We start from the raw sequence: 15,814 nt of genomic DNA, 5'->3' as shown, positions 1-15,814 counted from the left end.
TCATTTGGCAGCGTACTTTTGCCCTGTCAAATTGAGATAAAATGAAGAAAACACTCTTAGTATTCCTTTCCATAGCAAGCAGCACACTCCTTTTTGCACAAGAGCAAAAGCCGCTCTCTAAGGAACAAGCCCTATCCGGCGCTCTGGAAAACAACCGCAACCTCAAAATATCAGAACAGGAATTCCTGCAAGCACGTGCTAACTACAGGCAAACCAACGCCGTTTTCCTGCCCAATATCAGTGCTTCACATACCGGGTTTACCACCACCAATCCGTTGATGGCATTTGGATCAAAACTCAATCAGGAAATCCTGACGCAAAATGATTTTAATCCAGTGCTCTTAAACAACCCGGAACGCACCGATAATTTTGCTACCAAGTTTGAAATACAACAACCCCTTATAAATATCGATGGCATTTTTCAGCGTCAGGCCGCCAAAAGCAACATGCAGGCCACCCAATTGCAAGGCCAACGTACTCAGGACTACATCCTTCTGGAAGTGGAAAAAGCCTATATGCAACTGCAACTGGCTCATAAAGCCGTAAATGTTTTAGAAAAAGCACTGGAGGCCGCTCAGGAAAACCAAAAACTGGCAACCAACAGCTTCAAGCAAGGCTATCTGCAACGTTCAGATGTGCTGGCAGTTGAAGTGCGTCTGAGCGAAGTTCAAAACCAGTTACAGCAAGCCAAAAGCAATGTGCAAAACGCTTCAGACTACCTTTCGTTGCTAATGAGCGAAGAAACCTATACAATTTGGAAACCCACAGACACACTCGAAGCAACTGAACTTGCATCTCTTCAAAATACATCCCTCAACGAAAACCGTTCAGATATTCAAGCGATGGCACTGGCTACAGACGCTTACGCGAAAATGAACAAAGCCGATCAAATGGCGTTTCTGCCACGCCTGAATGCCTTTGGAAGCTATGAACTCTATGACAGCGAACTCTTTCAGGGCAATGCCAATGGCTATCTGGTGGGTGCACAATTGAGTTGGGATTTATTTCAAGGCGGAAAACGCTTCGGAAAAGCACAAAAAAGCAAAGCCGAGCTCGAGCAGTCACGTTTAGAACTCGACCAATACAAGGCACAAAGCCAAATGGAAATTAACAAAGCACAGCGTCAGGTCAACGATTTGCTGGAACAGTTAAAACGCAGCAAACTCGCCGTGGAGCAATCAGAAGAAGCCTTACGCATCCGCACCAACCGCTTTGAACAAGGACTGGAAAAAACCACCGAACTCTTACAAAGCGAAACCCAATTTGCCCAAAAACAACTGGAGTACTTACAAACCGTATTTGAATACAATTTCGCGAAAGCTTATTTAGAATTTTTAATCAAAGGAGAATAATCAGCCATCACCATGAAAAAACTTTTTTACACTTTGATATTGCTGATTGGAACGACAGCGACTCAGCAAGCCCAGGAATCTTTTGATTTCACTGTTGAATTGGAGCAGGTTAATATCCCCGGACTTCCCGGATTACATTCTTATGCCTTTGCGCAATATGACGGTAAATGGCTAATAATCGGCGGCAGAAAAGACGGCATACATGCCCGTCAGCCCTTCAATGCCTTCCCGGCGGCACAAAACAATTCAGAGGTCATAGTGATTGATGTAAATACACAACAATTCTGGACTGCCCCATTAAATGTATTACCCACAGGAATCAGTGAACAGCTGCAATCGACCAATATGAACTTTTATCAGGATGGAAACGACTTGTTTATAATAGGTGGCTATGCCTATTCACCAACTGCCGATGACCACATCACCTTTCCATACCTCACTTCTATAGATGTAGCCGGATTGGTAAATGCTGTGGTAAACAATAACAGTATCATACCATATTTTAAACATATAACAGATGATATTTTTGCAAATACCGGCGGACAGTTGGGTAAAATAGGCACTACATTTTATCTGGTGGGTGGTCAACGTTTTGACGGGCGCTACAACCCAATGAACAACCCCACTTTTGTGCAAACCTATGCGACTGCTATTCAAAAATTTACAATAGATAACAGCGGTAATCAACTGAGTTTTGACAATTATACAGCCACTACAGACGAGGTGCACTTAAGGAGAAGAGATTATAATCTGATACCTCAGATTTTTCCCGATGGAGCACAGGGATATATGATTTCATCAGGGGTTTTTCAGGAAAATGTCAACCTGCCTTTCCTTTATCCTGTTGAAATTACTGAGCTGGGGTACACTCCGGTTACTGGCTTTAACCAATATTTAAGTAATTATCACAGTGCCACTGCTGCATTGTATGACAGTGACCTCAACGAAATGCACAGTATATTCTTTGGGGGCATCAGTCAGTTTTACTATCAAAATGGAAATTTAATTCAAGACAATAACGTGCCGTTTGTAAAAACCATCAGCCGTGTGACCCGTTTTGCCGAGGGAGGTTTACAGGAATTTGTATTACCCATTGAAATGCCCGGCTTACGAGGTGCCGGTTCTGAATTTATTCCAAATAAAACCTTGCCCAACTACAATTCAGAAATTATCAAACTCAATGATATCACGACAGACGAATTTATCATCGGGCACGTGTATGGAGGTATTTTTAGTCCCAGCTTAAATCCGTTTACAAACAACCAAACAAGCACTACAAGTGCAGACGCAGGAATCTATGCTATCAAATTAATCAGAAATCAACCCATGAGCATACAGGAAATTAACGGGAACAATCCTTACTCCTTTAAGCTATACCCCAATCCTGCAACTACATCTTTTACGGTGGAATTTGAGTCTCAAATTGCAGGGGAAGCATACTATTATATTTCAAATGCTTCAGGTCAAATCCTTAAAAGAGACGCTTTAAAAGACTTACAACCCGGCAACAACATAGCTGTCATTACAATCGACGAGCAACTTTCTTCTCAAGTATTATCTGTGACAGTAGTTTTTGAAAATAAGTTTTTTGTAACCAAACAATTAATAAAAAAATAATCAATCAGTTTTAATTTAGTAATTACTCAGAATCATGAAAATCAAAATACTATCAATTATCACTCTCAGTACTCTTCTATTAGGCAGCTGTGGCAACTCAGAAACAGATACTGTAAGTAACAGCCAAAAGGCAATTCAGGTCACCACTAAGGCTCCTGCAACAAGCTCAGGGAGCAACCTGACTGTAAGCGGAGAAATAGTCGCCGTCAACAACGCCACTCTCAGCACCCGTATGATGGGACACGTTAACCGGGTACTTGTTAACATTGGTGATCAAGTGACTCAAGGACAGTTATTAATATCCATCAACAACAATGACCTGCAGGCCAAGCGTGCCCAAGTCAATGCCGGCATCAATGAAGCTCAGGTTGCTGTCAGCAATGCCAAAAGAGATTTTGAACGCTTCACCGCCTTGTTTGCACAAAACAGTGCCTCCCAAAAAGAACTTGACGATATCACAGCACAGTATGAAATGGCCAAAGCCCGCCTGGAATCGGCCAAAGCGATGAAAGCCGAAATCGATGCCCAATTTGCTTACGCCGAAATCAGAGCGCCTTTCAGTGGTATAATCACCAATCGCTTTATTGAAGCCGGTGCCATGGCCAATCCCGGTATGCCGTTGCTAGCCATTGAAGCCCCGGGAAACTTTGAAGTACGCGCTACTGTTCCTGCCAATAACATTAGCCAAATCAACACTGGTGAAACCGTAGAAGTACACATAAAGTCCATTGATCAAAGTGTTTCGGGGAAAGTAACAGAAGTAAGTAGTTCATCATCGATGACCGGCGGACAGTATCCGGTGAAAATAGCACTCGATAAAAATGATGCTCTGAAATCAGGGATGTATGCTACCGTGCAGTTTCCAGTAACACAAACTGAAAACACCCCAAAACTCGTGACCGTGCCTCAGGAGGCCATCGTTACCCAAGGCGATTTACGCGGCGTTTATACAATAAGCCAGCAAAACACAGCGATGCTGCGCTGGCTAAGACTGGGAAGAAGCTTTGGCAACGAAGTGGAAGTCCTCTCCGGACTCAATACCGAAGAAGCAATTATCGTGGAAGCCGAAGGAAAGCTTTACAATGGAGCGAAAGTAGAAGTAATACAATAAAAGACATAAGACAGTAAGACTTAAGACATAGGACTAAATTCCTCTGTGAGCCTCTGCGGAACCTCTGTGTAACTCTGTGGTAAAGCTGTACCGCAAAGTTGCTCAAAGAAGCACAAAGATCCACAAAGAAGGATGACAACCAACAAAATAAAATAGTTAAGATGAAAGAAGGTTTAGCCGGCAAAATTGCCAAATTATTTATAGACTCCAAGCTCACCATCCTGTTAATGATTGTGTTTATGGTCATTGGGGTGTACAGCTCTTTTTTAATCCCACGGGAAGAAGAACCACAGATTGACGTGCCCATGGCCGATATCTTTATCGGTTATCCCGGGGCGAGTCCGCTGGAAGTGGAGTCACGGGTTATTAAGCCCATTGAAAAAATGGTGTCCAACATCAAAGGCGTCGAGTATGTCTATTCCACCTCCATGCAGGAACAAGGCATGATCATTGTACAGTTTTATGTGGGCGAAGACATTGAGCGTTCTTATGTCAAACTCTACAATGAGTTGATGAAGCATATGGACCAAATGCCGGCCGGTGTTACACCGCCCTTGGTCAAAACCCGTTCCATAGATGATGTACCCATGCTGGGATTGACACTCTGGAGCGAAACCTATGACGACTACCAGCTGCGCCAAATCGCCAATGAGGTCAATCACGAAATCAGCAAAGTGACCGATGTTGCCACCACCCACAAAATCGGCGGTCGCAGTCGTGAAGTTCGCGTGGTTTTAGACAAAAACAAAATGGCTTCTGCTGGTGTGGATCTACTGGGTGTAGCCGAAAATATTCAAGCCAGCAACATCCAAATGACTTCCGGAGCGTTCAACCGTAACGACACCGAATTTAAAGTCAATACCGGAAGCTTTTTACAAACCGTGGATGATGTGGAAAACCTCATCGTGGGCATCAATCAAAACCAGCCGGTATATTTAAAACAAATCGCTCAGGTACTTGACGGCCCTGAACTTTCCAAAGAATATGTAAGTTATGGGTATGGGGCTGCATTTGAAGAAGTGGCTTCCAAATACCCTTCAGAATATCCTGCCGTCACCATTTCAGTGGCCAAGCGCAAAGGCGCCGACGCCATGAAACTTTCCGACATTATTCTCGACAAGGTAGAACACCTGCGCACTACCATTATCCCTGATGATGTACACGTGGAAGTCACCCGCAACTATGGCGAAACCGCCTCCCAAAAAGTGGGGGAACTGCTGTTGCACCTCCTGGGAGCCATTATTGCCGTAACCATTGTGGTTATGCTCGCTATGGGCTGGCGCGGTGGACTAGTTGTGTTTCTTTCAGTTCCCGTGACTTTTGCTTTGACGATGTTAAGTTACTATTTATTAGACTATACTCTGAACCGCATCACTTTATTTGCTTTGGTGTTTGTGACCGGTATTGTGGTGGATGACTCCATCATCATCGCTGAGAATATGCACCGCCACTTTAAGATGAAACGCCTGCCGTTTAAGCAAGCCGCTCTTTATGCCATCAACGAAGTGGGGAACCCAACAATATTGGCAACCTTCACTGTTACTGCTTCGGTGTTACCGATGGCTTTCGTAAGCGGACTCATGGGACCTTATATGAGCCCTATGCCGATTGGTGCATCCATAGCGATGATTCTCTCGTTGATTGTCGCCTTGACCATTACACCTTATCTGGGTTATATTTTCTTACGTGAAAAGGAAAAAAAGAACAAGGCCGGTGAAGTGGAAAAACCCATCGAAATTGAAGACACCCGTATTTATAAAATCTACAGTAAGTTTGAACGCCCCTTGCTTGACAATCCTTTAAAGCGCTGGATGGCACTGGGAATTACCACCTTATTACTCATAGGGTCGGTAGCGATGTTCTTTACCGAAAGTGTTTTGGTAAAAATGTTGCCCTTTGATAATAAAAACGAATTTCAGGTAGTCATCGATATGCCTGAAGGCACCACTCTGGAGCGCACCAATGTGGTGACTCAGGAAATTGCACAATATCTGTCTACCCGTCCGGAAGTGGTGAACTATCAAACCTATGTGGGTACTTCGGCACCCATTACCTTTAACGGTCTTGTGCGTCATTACGATTTAAGAGGGGCTTCCAATACGGCTGATATTCAGGTAAACATTAAAGACAAAGGCGACCGCAAACTGCAAAGTCACGATATCGCCAAGTTGCTGCGTCCTGACATTCAAAAAATTGCTTCCAAATACAACGCCAACGTCAAACTGGTAGAAGTGCCCCCGGGACCGCCTGTATTGAGCACTATTGTGGCTGAGATTTATGGTCCTGATTATGAAGAGCAAATCCGTGTGGCTGATTCCGTGCAAAGTATCCTGCACAACACCACCGATGTGGTAGATATCGACTGGATGGTGGAAGCTGACCAAACGGAGTTTGTCTATGACATCGACCGCGAAAAAGCCATGCGCTATGGCGTAGCACCTCAGCAAATTGTACAAACACTGCGTATGGCTCTGGGTGAACACGCTGTAACACACCTTTATGACGAAAACGCCACAGAACGGGTGGGAATTTTACTCGCGCTGGACGAACAGGAAAAAGCCAGTCCAGAAGCCATTGCACAGATAGAAATCGTTTCTCAACAAGGGACTATGGTTTCGGTAGGCGATTTGGTAACGATTAACGAAAATTCCGTACCCAAAAGCATTTATCGCAAAAACCAAAAACGCGTGGTTTATGTTTTGGCTGATATGGCCGGAACTCTGGAGAGCCCAGTGTATGCTATATTGGGTATGGAAGAAAAATTGAAAGAAATTCCGTTACCGGAAGGTTATACCATGAACGAGCTGTATGCCAGCCAACCACAACACGAAGACGACTTTACCGTAAAATGGGATGGCGAGTGGCAAATCACGCTGGAAGTATTCCGTGATTTAGGGATTGCCTTTCTGGGCGTGATTGTCATTATCTATATGCTCATTGTGGGATGGTTTCAAAACTTTAAAGCACCCATTGTGATGATGGTGGCCATACCGTTGTCAATGATTGGAATTGTGATTGGTCACTGGCTGCTGGGTGCCTTCTTTACCGCGACTTCGTTTATTGGAATGATTGCCCTGGCGGGGATCATGGTGCGAAACTCTGTGCTGCTCATTGACTTTGTTAACCTGCGACTGGAAGAAGGCATTCCGTTGAAACAAGCCATTGTAGAAGCCGGTGCCGTGCGTACAACACCCATTCTGCTCACCGCAGGAACGGTAGTCATCGGGGCTTTTGTGATCCTGTTTGACCCCATTTTCCAGGGACTCGCAATTTCACTGATGGGCGGAACGATTGGTTCGACTTTCCTGACCTTGTTGGTGGTGCCACTGGTGTATTATTTGATTATGCGGAAGCAGTATCCTGAAGTTGAGGAAGAAGTTGTTGAGGAAGAAAATAGAATAGAGAATAAAGAATAGAGACTATCTATGACTTAGGACTGTAGGACTTAGGACAATACTTTGCGCCTTTGCGGGCTTTGCGGAAGTCATTGCGCTTCTTTGCGTGAAACCCTTTAAATACTAAAACTCAAAAAAATGAAACTATTAATCGTAACTGCAGTAGAAGAATTCCAAAAGGACGTTCTCAAGCTGTTTAAAAAAGCCGGAATCGAGGCCTTTAGCGCCTCAGAAATTGACGGCTACAAGAATGGAAACAACTCGGTGGTCGCCACTCAAAGCTGGTTTCCGGGAGAGAAAGGCGGCAGCGAATCGCTGTTGTTCTTTTCTTTTGCCCCTGAAGAAAAAATCGACCCGTTTTTTGAATTGGTAACGCAATACAACAACACCCTGGAGACGGAAAACCCGGTAAGGGTGGTGGTGGTGCCGATTGAAAGAGCTATTTAGTGGTGAGTGGTGTGTGGTGAGTGGTGTGTGGTGAATGATGAGTGGTGAGTGGTGGGTAAATAAATGTTTAAAACCCTCTGTTAAACCCCGCCTGCCGGCAGGTAGGTCTGTGGAAACTCTTTGTATCTCTGTGGTACAACTTGTATCCAGTCCTGAACATTTTAAAAATAAATAACTAAAAACAATTAACTATGTTAAACAGAATCATTAGAGCCGTAGCCGGCACGTTTATTATCATCAGCTTGTTGCTTGCAATCTATGTGAATATCAACTGGCTGTGGTTTACCGCCTTTGTGGGTGTAAACCTTTTGCAATCATCGATTACCAAATGGTGTTTGATGGAAGATATTTTGAAGAAATTTGGAGTCAAAGATTGAAGTTAGAGGTATGAAGTTTAAAGTACGAAGTATTAAGACTGATGTAGGACTGCAGGACTTAGGACATGAGACAAATTTCTCTGTGTAAATCTTAGGAAACTCTGCGTAACTCTGTGGTATAGCTATTCCACAAAGTTTCACAGAGAAACGCAAAGTATCACTAAGAATAACTAAGCAATGTGATGATTTCAAAGGTTATGTTCAATTAAGTGTGTCATCGTTTAAAAATCTGTTGCGTCTCTGAAGAAACAATATCACTTTAAGTCATTGCAAAGTCTCAAAAATCTTTCGTATTTTAGTGAAAACTCAAAAACTCACTTCGTTATGAAAGCATTTTGTACACTTTTCAGCATACTGATTGCCTCATCCTTTTTCGCGCAAAGCCTGGAAGGATCCTGGCAACTTACCCATGAAAACGGTGAAATGCTCACCAAAAACGAGGTCATTGCCATCTATCAGGATGGCTATTTTGCCGTGGGGGCCAAGGAAGCAGCCACCAATACGTTTTTATACGCCTATGGCGGTGACTATAACTTCAAAGGCAGATCCTACAGTGAAACACAAGACTTCAATACCCGCAGTCCGCAACGCATAGGGAAAACAATGGATTTTAAAGTAACCCTGAAAGACGACCAGCTTGAATTGAGCTCAGGCGGACACACCCAAACCTGGCAGCGCCGTTCTTTAAAAACTGATGCCCTCACCGGCAATTGGGTCATCACCGGCCGAGAGCGTGACGGGAAGATAAACACCATGACACCCGGTGACCGTCGCACCATTAAAATACTCAGTGGCGGACGCTTTCAGTGGGTTGCCTTTAATTCTGCTACCAAAGAATTTAGTGGTACCGGTGGGGGAACCTATTCAGCCAACAATGGCACCTATACTGAGTACATCACATTCTTTTCCCGTGATGACAGCCGCGTGGGGGCCAGCCTGCAATTTCAGTATGAAGTAAAAGAGGGTCAATGGCACCACAAAGGGAACAGTTCCAAAGGAGACCCCCTTTATGAAATTTGGAGTCCCTATGAAGTGGCTTATAAAAAGTAGTTGGCTGTACTATTCAGTAGAAAACCCCTAAGCCGAGGACTACTGTGTTTGTTCCTGCAGTAGGTATTTCTGTAGTAAAGTGTAATTTGATTCTCTTAAAACAATTCCTTATTGCTGCCATATACACTAATCTAGTATCTTTAGAGCTTTAAAACCATCTTACTATATGGTCTCTATGCAATGCCCTTTGTGCCACAGTGCACTTACCACAATGATTGACCCCGAGTATTTTGACTGCAAAGGATGCCGGGCTTTGGTCAAACACCCCGATTTACTGCCCACCCCTGATGAAGAATTGCACCGGTACCAACTGCACAACAACGATGTGAATGACGCCGGCTACCAACAATTTACCGCTCCAATCTGGCAGTATGTCTTAACCCATTTTTCTCAAAACGACCAGGGTCTTGATTTTGGCTCCGGCACCGGGCCGGTGATCTCTAAAATGCTGCTGGACAAAGGGTATAACATCAAGCAGTATGACCCCTATTTCACCCCAAATGAAACCCTACTGGATCTAACATATCAGTACATCGCCTGTTGTGAAGTGGTGGAACATTTTTTCCATCCGCGTGAAGAGTTTACCAAACTCGACCAGATGTTGCTGTCCGGAGGAAAGTTTGTGTGCATGACCCTGCTCTACAACGACAGTATCGACTTTAAAAACTGGGGGTACCGCAAGGATGAAACCCACGTGTTTATCTACCGCAAAGAAACCCTGCAATACATTGCACAACTTTTTAACTACAAACTAACCGAGCTTACCAACAGGTTTTTTGTGTTTGAAAAGAGTGAGGAGTGAAATCGTGAGCTGTGAACAGCTTTGACTTAGGACTAATTAGTATTGAGTATTGAGTATTGAGTATTGAGTAAAAAAGTATTAAGAAAAAAATGAGTAAAGACTAAAAATCAATAGTAATGATTTGATATAACTATTTTTACCTCTTTGCTTTTGCGTTTTTACTTTGTGGTCTTTGCGTGAAATGCGCTTTGATTTTCTCGTAAAACAGCAAAAGCCGTAAAGATTTTTGTCTTACTTCATTTTAAAACATCTGAACACTGCCCACTATACCTTATCTGTCACCACTTTATAGGTCGGGTCTTCCATCACATTGACGTCAATGATGGCTTCGGCATTTTTAAGCAGTCGTTTGCAATCGGAACTAAGGTGTTTGAGGTGTACTTTTTTTCCCACCTTCAAATACCGCTCAGTAAGTTTATTAAGGGCTTCAATGGCCGACATATCCACTACACGGCTTTCGGCAAAATCGATGATGACTTCATCCGGGTCATTCAATACATCAAACTTTTCGTTAAACACTGCTACAGAACCAAAAAACAAGGGTCCGTAGATTTCATAGTGCTTTACACCATCATCATCCACATGTTTACGCGCACGAATGCGCTTGGCATTGTCCCAGGCAAACACCAAAGCTGCAATAATCACCCCTACCAAAACAGCCAACGCCAAATTGTGTAAAAACACTGTGACCAAGGTAACCAGCACCATTACCAGCACATCTGATTTGGGCATGCGGTTAAAGGTTTTCACGCTTGCCCATTCAAAGGTGCCAATGGCTACCATAATCATCAGCCCCGTGAGGGCAGCCATAGGCACTTGCTCAATCAGGCTGGAGCCAAACATCACAAACACCAGCAGCATCACGGCAGCCACGATACCTGCCAGGCGTGCGCGCGACCCGGATGACACGTTGATTAAACTCTGCCCTAGCATAGCACAACCACCCATTCCGGAAAACAAGCCCGAAAGGAAGTTAGCAGCCCCCTGTGCCACAGCCTCCTTATTGCCACGACCACGGGTTTCAGTGATTTCGTCAATGATGTTGAGAGTTAGTAAGCTTTCGATGAGTCCCACTCCGGCCACGATGGCAGAATAAGGTAAAATCAGCATCAAAGTTTCCCAGGAAATAGGCACTTGCGGAATATGAAACGGCGGGAACCCCCCTTCAATAGAAGCGATATCCCCCACGGTTTTGGTATCGATTCCCAGAAACACTACCAAACCAAAGACCACCAGGATAGAAGCCAGCGAAGCCGGAAATGCCTTAGTGAGTTTGGGTAAGCCCCAGATGATTAACATAGTGAGCAACACCAGCCCCAATAATATATAAAGTGTACTTCCGGTTAGCCAGTTGCCGGAGGGATCTTTAAACTGGTCCAGTTGAGACATAAAAATGATGATGGCCAGCCCGTTGACAAACCCAAAAATCACAGGATGCGGTACCAGGCGGATGAGTTTGCCCAGCTTTAAAAAGCCGGCGAGCATTTGAATGATTCCGGCCAATACCACAGCTGCAAACACATACTCTACCCCGTGTGATTGTGCCAGTGACACGATAACGACAGCAACAGCGCCCGTTGCTCCTGAAATCATCCCGGGACGCCCTCCAAAAATGGCCGTTACCAACCCCATGACAAAAGCCGCATACAAACCGGTGAGCGGTGAAAGACCTGCCATAAAAGAAAAGGCTACCGCTTCAGGCACTAAGGCCAGTGCAACAGTGATCCCCGAAAGGATTTCGGTTTTGTAATCTACTTTTTGTTTGAGGTCAAAGAGGTTTAAATATTTTTTCATTTTTTATAGAAGTAAAGAAAGGGTATGCCCTTGATTTGGATAGTAAGGTTTGAAAGTTTATAAAACAAGGTGTATCCTGCCACTAGGGCGGACTGAGCTGAAGGCGGGACGGTATGTAAACTACAGTATTCATTTGAAGCCGGCAAAAATAGACTATTTAAAATAACAGGCAAGGGGCTTAGTTGTAAAATTTGTGTTAAGCCGCTGAAGAGACGTAAAGTAACGTGCTCAGTAATGGGTTTGAACAAAATTGAGTTCTTTGTGAAAGGTTGCAGATTCTTTGTGGCTCTCAGCGGTATAGCTCAACCACAAACTTACTCAACGAAGCACTAACTGCCGCGGAACATACTGAACACTGATTTAACCTAACCCAGGCGTTTCCTTGACGTATGTACTACATGGTGTATAGAGGAATCTGATTTTAGGAGTTTTTTACCATATCATACACTCCTCATACACTATCCATACACTATCTATTAAGTATCTATTAAGTATCCCCTTAGGATGACCCGTCCTGAAATAGCTATACAGATTAATAAATCCTATACTGGTTATTTAGCTCAAACTGTACCTCTTAAAAGTGCTGTTGTCGCTTTACAATGCCTTTATCCTACCTTGACCTAGCTATACAAGCAGCCTTTTTGTTGCTTTTGCATCGAGTAAACGTTGCCTTAGCGTCGCCTTTACACCCTTGGAACCTTACATTAACTCACTATGAACATCGCATTAACTTACCATGAACCATACATGAACCCAACTTGAACGTTGCATTAATACGTTGATTTTTAGCTTTTTGACCCGTCCTGAAATAAAAGAAAAACAATTGATTTGTTCCAGGATTGTTCCAGAAAACGCCCTGAAAACTGCATTTTTAGGAAGCAGACTGGGAGGAATGTGGGAGAAAAGTGGGAGGAGGCCAATAATTTATCTTTTAATAAAGTCTTTACAACTTTTAAAATGACATCCAGAAAATGTTTTATTTAAGTTCTATATTTGAATTCATCATTTAATCTCTTTAGTAAAAAATTATGGCAAAACCTTTTTTGAAATGGGCAGGTGGTAAAACACAATTATTAAATGTTATTGAAAATGCTTTACCTGAGCGAATAACAAGACAAAATTTCACCTACATTGAACCTTTTGTTGGAAGTGGAGCTGTATTATTTTGGATGTTAAGAAACTTTCCAAATCTTGAAAGAGCAATTATTAATGATATAAACGAAGACTTGATCAACACCTACAAAGTTATTGCTAATAACCATCAGGAATTAGTTTCTATACTTAAAGAATTTCAAAACGAATATCATCATTTAGTAAATAATGAAGAGCGTAAAAAAATGTATTTCTACAATAAAAGAGAACTTTTTAATGCTCGAAATTTAAATATTGTTGACCAGGCTGCCTTATTCATATTTCTGAATAGGACTTGTTTTAATGGACTATATCGAGTGAACAGGAATAATCAGTTTAATGTGCCTATTGGTTCATATAAAAAGCCGACTATTTGCGATACAGAAAACTTGAAAGCCGTAAGTGAAGTTCTTCAAAGAGTCGAATTGCTATGTGGTGATTATCAACAAACTTTAAAGTTCACAGCTGAAAACAATTTTTTTTACTTTGATCCACCTTATAAACCACTAAGTAACACCTCTAGTTTTAATGCCTATGCCAAAGATGAGTTTAACGATATTGAGCAAATAAGACTAAGAGACTTTTGCTCTCATCTTGATACTTTAGGGCATCATTGGATGCTCAGTAATTCGGATGTTAAAGGAAAGGATCCTAATGATAACTTTTTTGACGACCTTTATACTGACTTTTTTATTTCTAGGGTAAGTGCCAAAAGAAGTATAAACGCAAATGCATCTAAGCGAGGTAAGCTAAATGAATTATTAATAACCAACTATGCAACAGAACAAGCTATGCAAACTGCTTAACATAGAAAACCAAGATTTACTCTTTGAAAAAATCACTTCTAGTTTTAAAGAGAAAATAACCCAATGGGATTATTTTGTCAATTGGGATAAAGTAATCAGAAACATAAAGCTTTTTGAAAAAGAGTTACATCTTCTTAATTATTTAGTAGGAAAAAAGGATTTGCGAAAGGAAGCTTTTGAACTCTTCAAAAAATATCCCGAAACCATAAGAACTATTCCTACCTTATTAGCAATAAGAGCGGGAAGTGTTGATGTTTTGATTGACAACAAAAACTTTGTTTATAACCACTTAGATTTTTTTCAAAAAGAATACACTGCTAGCGAAATAAAAGAAATTGTAGAGTTCATTATCAACACAGGTCTGGGTGATTTGATTGAAAACAAACAACTCAAAAGCTTTGTGGATTATGCCACTGGTGTTGAAGTTGGACTAGACAGCAACGGTAGAAAAAACCGTGGCGGAACACTCATGGAAAATCTGGTAGAAGAGTTTGTAAAAGAAACCTGTACAAGCTTGGGTTTGGAATATATGTCACAGGCGACTGCTAAAAGAATTAAACTTGAGTGGGGTATAGATTTGATTGTAGATAAATCCTCACGACAAATAGACTTTGCTATAAACAATAACGGTAAACTTTATTTTATTGAATGCAACTTTTACGGTGGTGGTGGCTCAAAGCTGAAGTCAACTGCTACAGAATATATCAAAATGAACGAATACTGGAATGCACAAGACATTGAGTTTATTTGGGTCACAGACGGCGCTGGTTGGAAATCGACCTTACGACCGCTTCGCGAGTATTTTGATAGAGCAGATTATTTGTTGAATTTAGAGATGTTAAAAAATGGAGTACTTAAACAGCTTTTTTGATTTTTGTAAATTGTCTATTTCTGTTTTATTTGAAATATGGGCAGATTTATTATTTAAAATAGCAGGCAACCTATTCCCATTTTATATTGGCGCTTTTATATTGCTTTTAGTAGATACAAGTTCAATCTCTAAGGTTTTTGACCCTCAAAGTTTTATTATTTATAGCTCTACATTTTTATTTAGCACAATATATTTGTGGTATAAAACATTGGAAAAAAATAACAAGGTAGGCTTACTATTACTTTTAATTTTTATTTTACAAGCTATTGTAATTTCATTTCTATACGCATTTACCTACACAGATAAATTAGACTATCAGTTTAACTTTAACGCTTGGTCTTATAGAATTTTTATTGTTTCTATATTAATGTATGTTGTGTTTGAATGTATAAATTACTTTAGAGAGAATAAGTCTTCTTTTGCAAGTCAAACAAAAAAGTCATATTCGAATTTAAAAGATTCATTTCATAAATTAAAAGAAAATGAGTGAAGAAGTGATTGAAATAGAGTGTTTTGAATTAGAACAACCTATTGGTAAATTTTATGTTGGTAAAATTAAATGGTTCGATTTACTTTCTATTGCCCGTAAGGATATTGAAAGAATTAGAGTTGAAGGTGCAGGAGGCATTGAAGGATATATGGGAATTCAACGCGAGTTAAGCAAGAAGCGTTTAAAGGAGATTTCTCAGTATGTATCATTTGAAGACTCAACTTTTCCAAACAGTATTGTAATAAGTATTGATTCAATTACTTATATCGATGATGATGATGTTGTCATAGAAAATATAGTTTCATTTGATGGAAAAATTTTAAAATTAAGGAATAATGGAAGAATAGCTAAAATCATAGATGGTCAGCATAGAATTTTTGGAATTGAAAAATACATTGAAGAAAATTCACTCTTTAGAGAAACATTTGTTTTTGACTTAATTGTTACAATATTTATCGATATAGATGAAGAATATCAATCTTCTATTTTCGCCACCATAAATAAAGCCCAAACAAAAGTTAATAAATCGTTAGTTTATGATTTATATTCATTAGCAAAAACTAGAAGCCCC

At 41.4% G+C, this 15,814-nt stretch carries 13 protein-coding genes; 12 read left to right on the top strand and 1 reads right to left on the bottom strand.

Going from position 1 to position 15,814, the window contains the following annotated elements; genetic code table 11:
• Nucleotides 1–41 precede the first annotated feature (41 nt).
• The 8 genes from AACY61_RS01060 to AACY61_RS01025 all read left to right on the top strand — a co-directional run bounded on the left by AACY61_RS01060 (nt 42) and on the right by AACY61_RS01025 (nt 10,151).
• A complete protein-coding gene (locus AACY61_RS01060; RefSeq protein ID WP_339609333.1) occupies nt 42–1,352 on the top strand; it encodes a TolC family protein in 1,311 nt (436 codons plus the stop codon).
• Nucleotides 1,353–1,364: 12 nt separating this feature from the next.
• The gene (locus tag AACY61_RS01055; RefSeq protein WP_339609331.1) at nt 1,365–2,969 is read left to right on the top strand and encodes a hypothetical protein; all 1,605 of its coding nucleotides are present in this window, start codon (nt 1,365–1,367) and stop codon (nt 2,967–2,969) included.
• A 34-nt stretch (nt 2,970–3,003) separates the two neighbouring features.
• Nucleotides 3,004–4,080, top strand: coding sequence for an efflux RND transporter periplasmic adaptor subunit (locus AACY61_RS01050; RefSeq protein ID WP_339609329.1), 1,077 nt, complete (start codon nt 3,004–3,006; stop codon nt 4,078–4,080).
• A 161-nt stretch (nt 4,081–4,241) separates the two neighbouring features.
• The gene (locus tag AACY61_RS01045; RefSeq protein ID WP_339609327.1) at nt 4,242–7,496 is read left to right on the top strand and encodes an efflux RND transporter permease subunit; all 3,255 of its coding nucleotides are present in this window, start codon (nt 4,242–4,244) and stop codon (nt 7,494–7,496) included.
• Nucleotides 7,497–7,613: 117 nt separating this feature from the next.
• On the top strand, nt 7,614–7,922 hold the full coding sequence (locus tag AACY61_RS01040) for a hypothetical protein (protein ID WP_339609325.1): 309 nt from the start codon (nt 7,614–7,616) through the stop codon (nt 7,920–7,922).
• Between the two features lie 191 nt (nt 7,923–8,113).
• Complete coding sequence (locus AACY61_RS01035; protein ID WP_339609323.1) at nt 8,114–8,299, top strand: DUF2892 domain-containing protein; 186 nt, start codon at nt 8,114–8,116, stop codon at nt 8,297–8,299.
• A gap of 324 nt (nt 8,300–8,623) precedes the next feature.
• Nucleotides 8,624–9,349 (top strand): hypothetical protein, encoded by a 726-nt coding sequence (locus AACY61_RS01030; protein WP_339609321.1) that lies wholly within the window; start codon nt 8,624–8,626, stop codon nt 9,347–9,349.
• 166 nt (nt 9,350–9,515) lie between these two features.
• Complete coding sequence (locus tag AACY61_RS01025; RefSeq protein ID WP_339609319.1) at nt 9,516–10,151, top strand: methyltransferase domain-containing protein; 636 nt, start codon at nt 9,516–9,518, stop codon at nt 10,149–10,151.
• 264 nt (nt 10,152–10,415) lie between these two features.
• Here the strand turns inward: AACY61_RS01025 and AACY61_RS01020 are convergent, their stop codons facing one another.
• Nucleotides 10,416–11,945, bottom strand: a complete 1,530-nt coding sequence (locus AACY61_RS01020; protein ID WP_339609317.1) for a SulP family inorganic anion transporter — start codon at nt 11,943–11,945, stop codon at nt 10,416–10,418.
• A 1,028-nt stretch (nt 11,946–12,973) separates the two neighbouring features.
• Between AACY61_RS01020 and AACY61_RS01015 the strand changes: the two genes are divergently transcribed.
• From AACY61_RS01015 to AACY61_RS01000, 4 genes are all read left to right on the top strand, one after another.
• Nucleotides 12,974–13,882, top strand: a complete 909-nt coding sequence (locus AACY61_RS01015; protein ID WP_339609315.1) for a DNA adenine methylase — start codon at nt 12,974–12,976, stop codon at nt 13,880–13,882.
• Nucleotides 13,851–14,753 carry a type II restriction endonuclease gene (locus AACY61_RS01010; protein WP_339609313.1) on the top strand — a complete coding sequence of 301 codons (903 nt, stop codon included), beginning with the start codon at nt 13,851–13,853 and terminating at the stop codon, nt 14,751–14,753. The genes AACY61_RS01015 and AACY61_RS01010 overlap by 32 nt, the downstream gene beginning before the upstream one ends.
• Nucleotides 14,728–15,243: a hypothetical protein gene (locus tag AACY61_RS01005; protein WP_339609311.1), complete on the top strand. Its 516-nt coding sequence runs from the start codon at nt 14,728–14,730 to the stop codon at nt 15,241–15,243. The genes AACY61_RS01010 and AACY61_RS01005 overlap by 26 nt, the downstream gene beginning before the upstream one ends.
• Nucleotides 15,236–15,814 (top strand): DGQHR domain-containing protein (locus tag AACY61_RS01000; protein WP_339609309.1); only part of this gene is annotated, 579 nt, incomplete at its 3' end. The genes AACY61_RS01005 and AACY61_RS01000, both read left to right, overlap by 8 nt.

Source organism: uncultured Planktosalinus sp. (genome assembly GCF_963973675.1).
Classification (GTDB): Bacteria; Bacteroidota; Bacteroidia; order Flavobacteriales; family Flavobacteriaceae; genus Planktosalinus.
The sequence above is the reverse complement of the archived record's forward strand: the minus strand, read 5'-3'. Positions and strand labels throughout refer to the sequence as shown.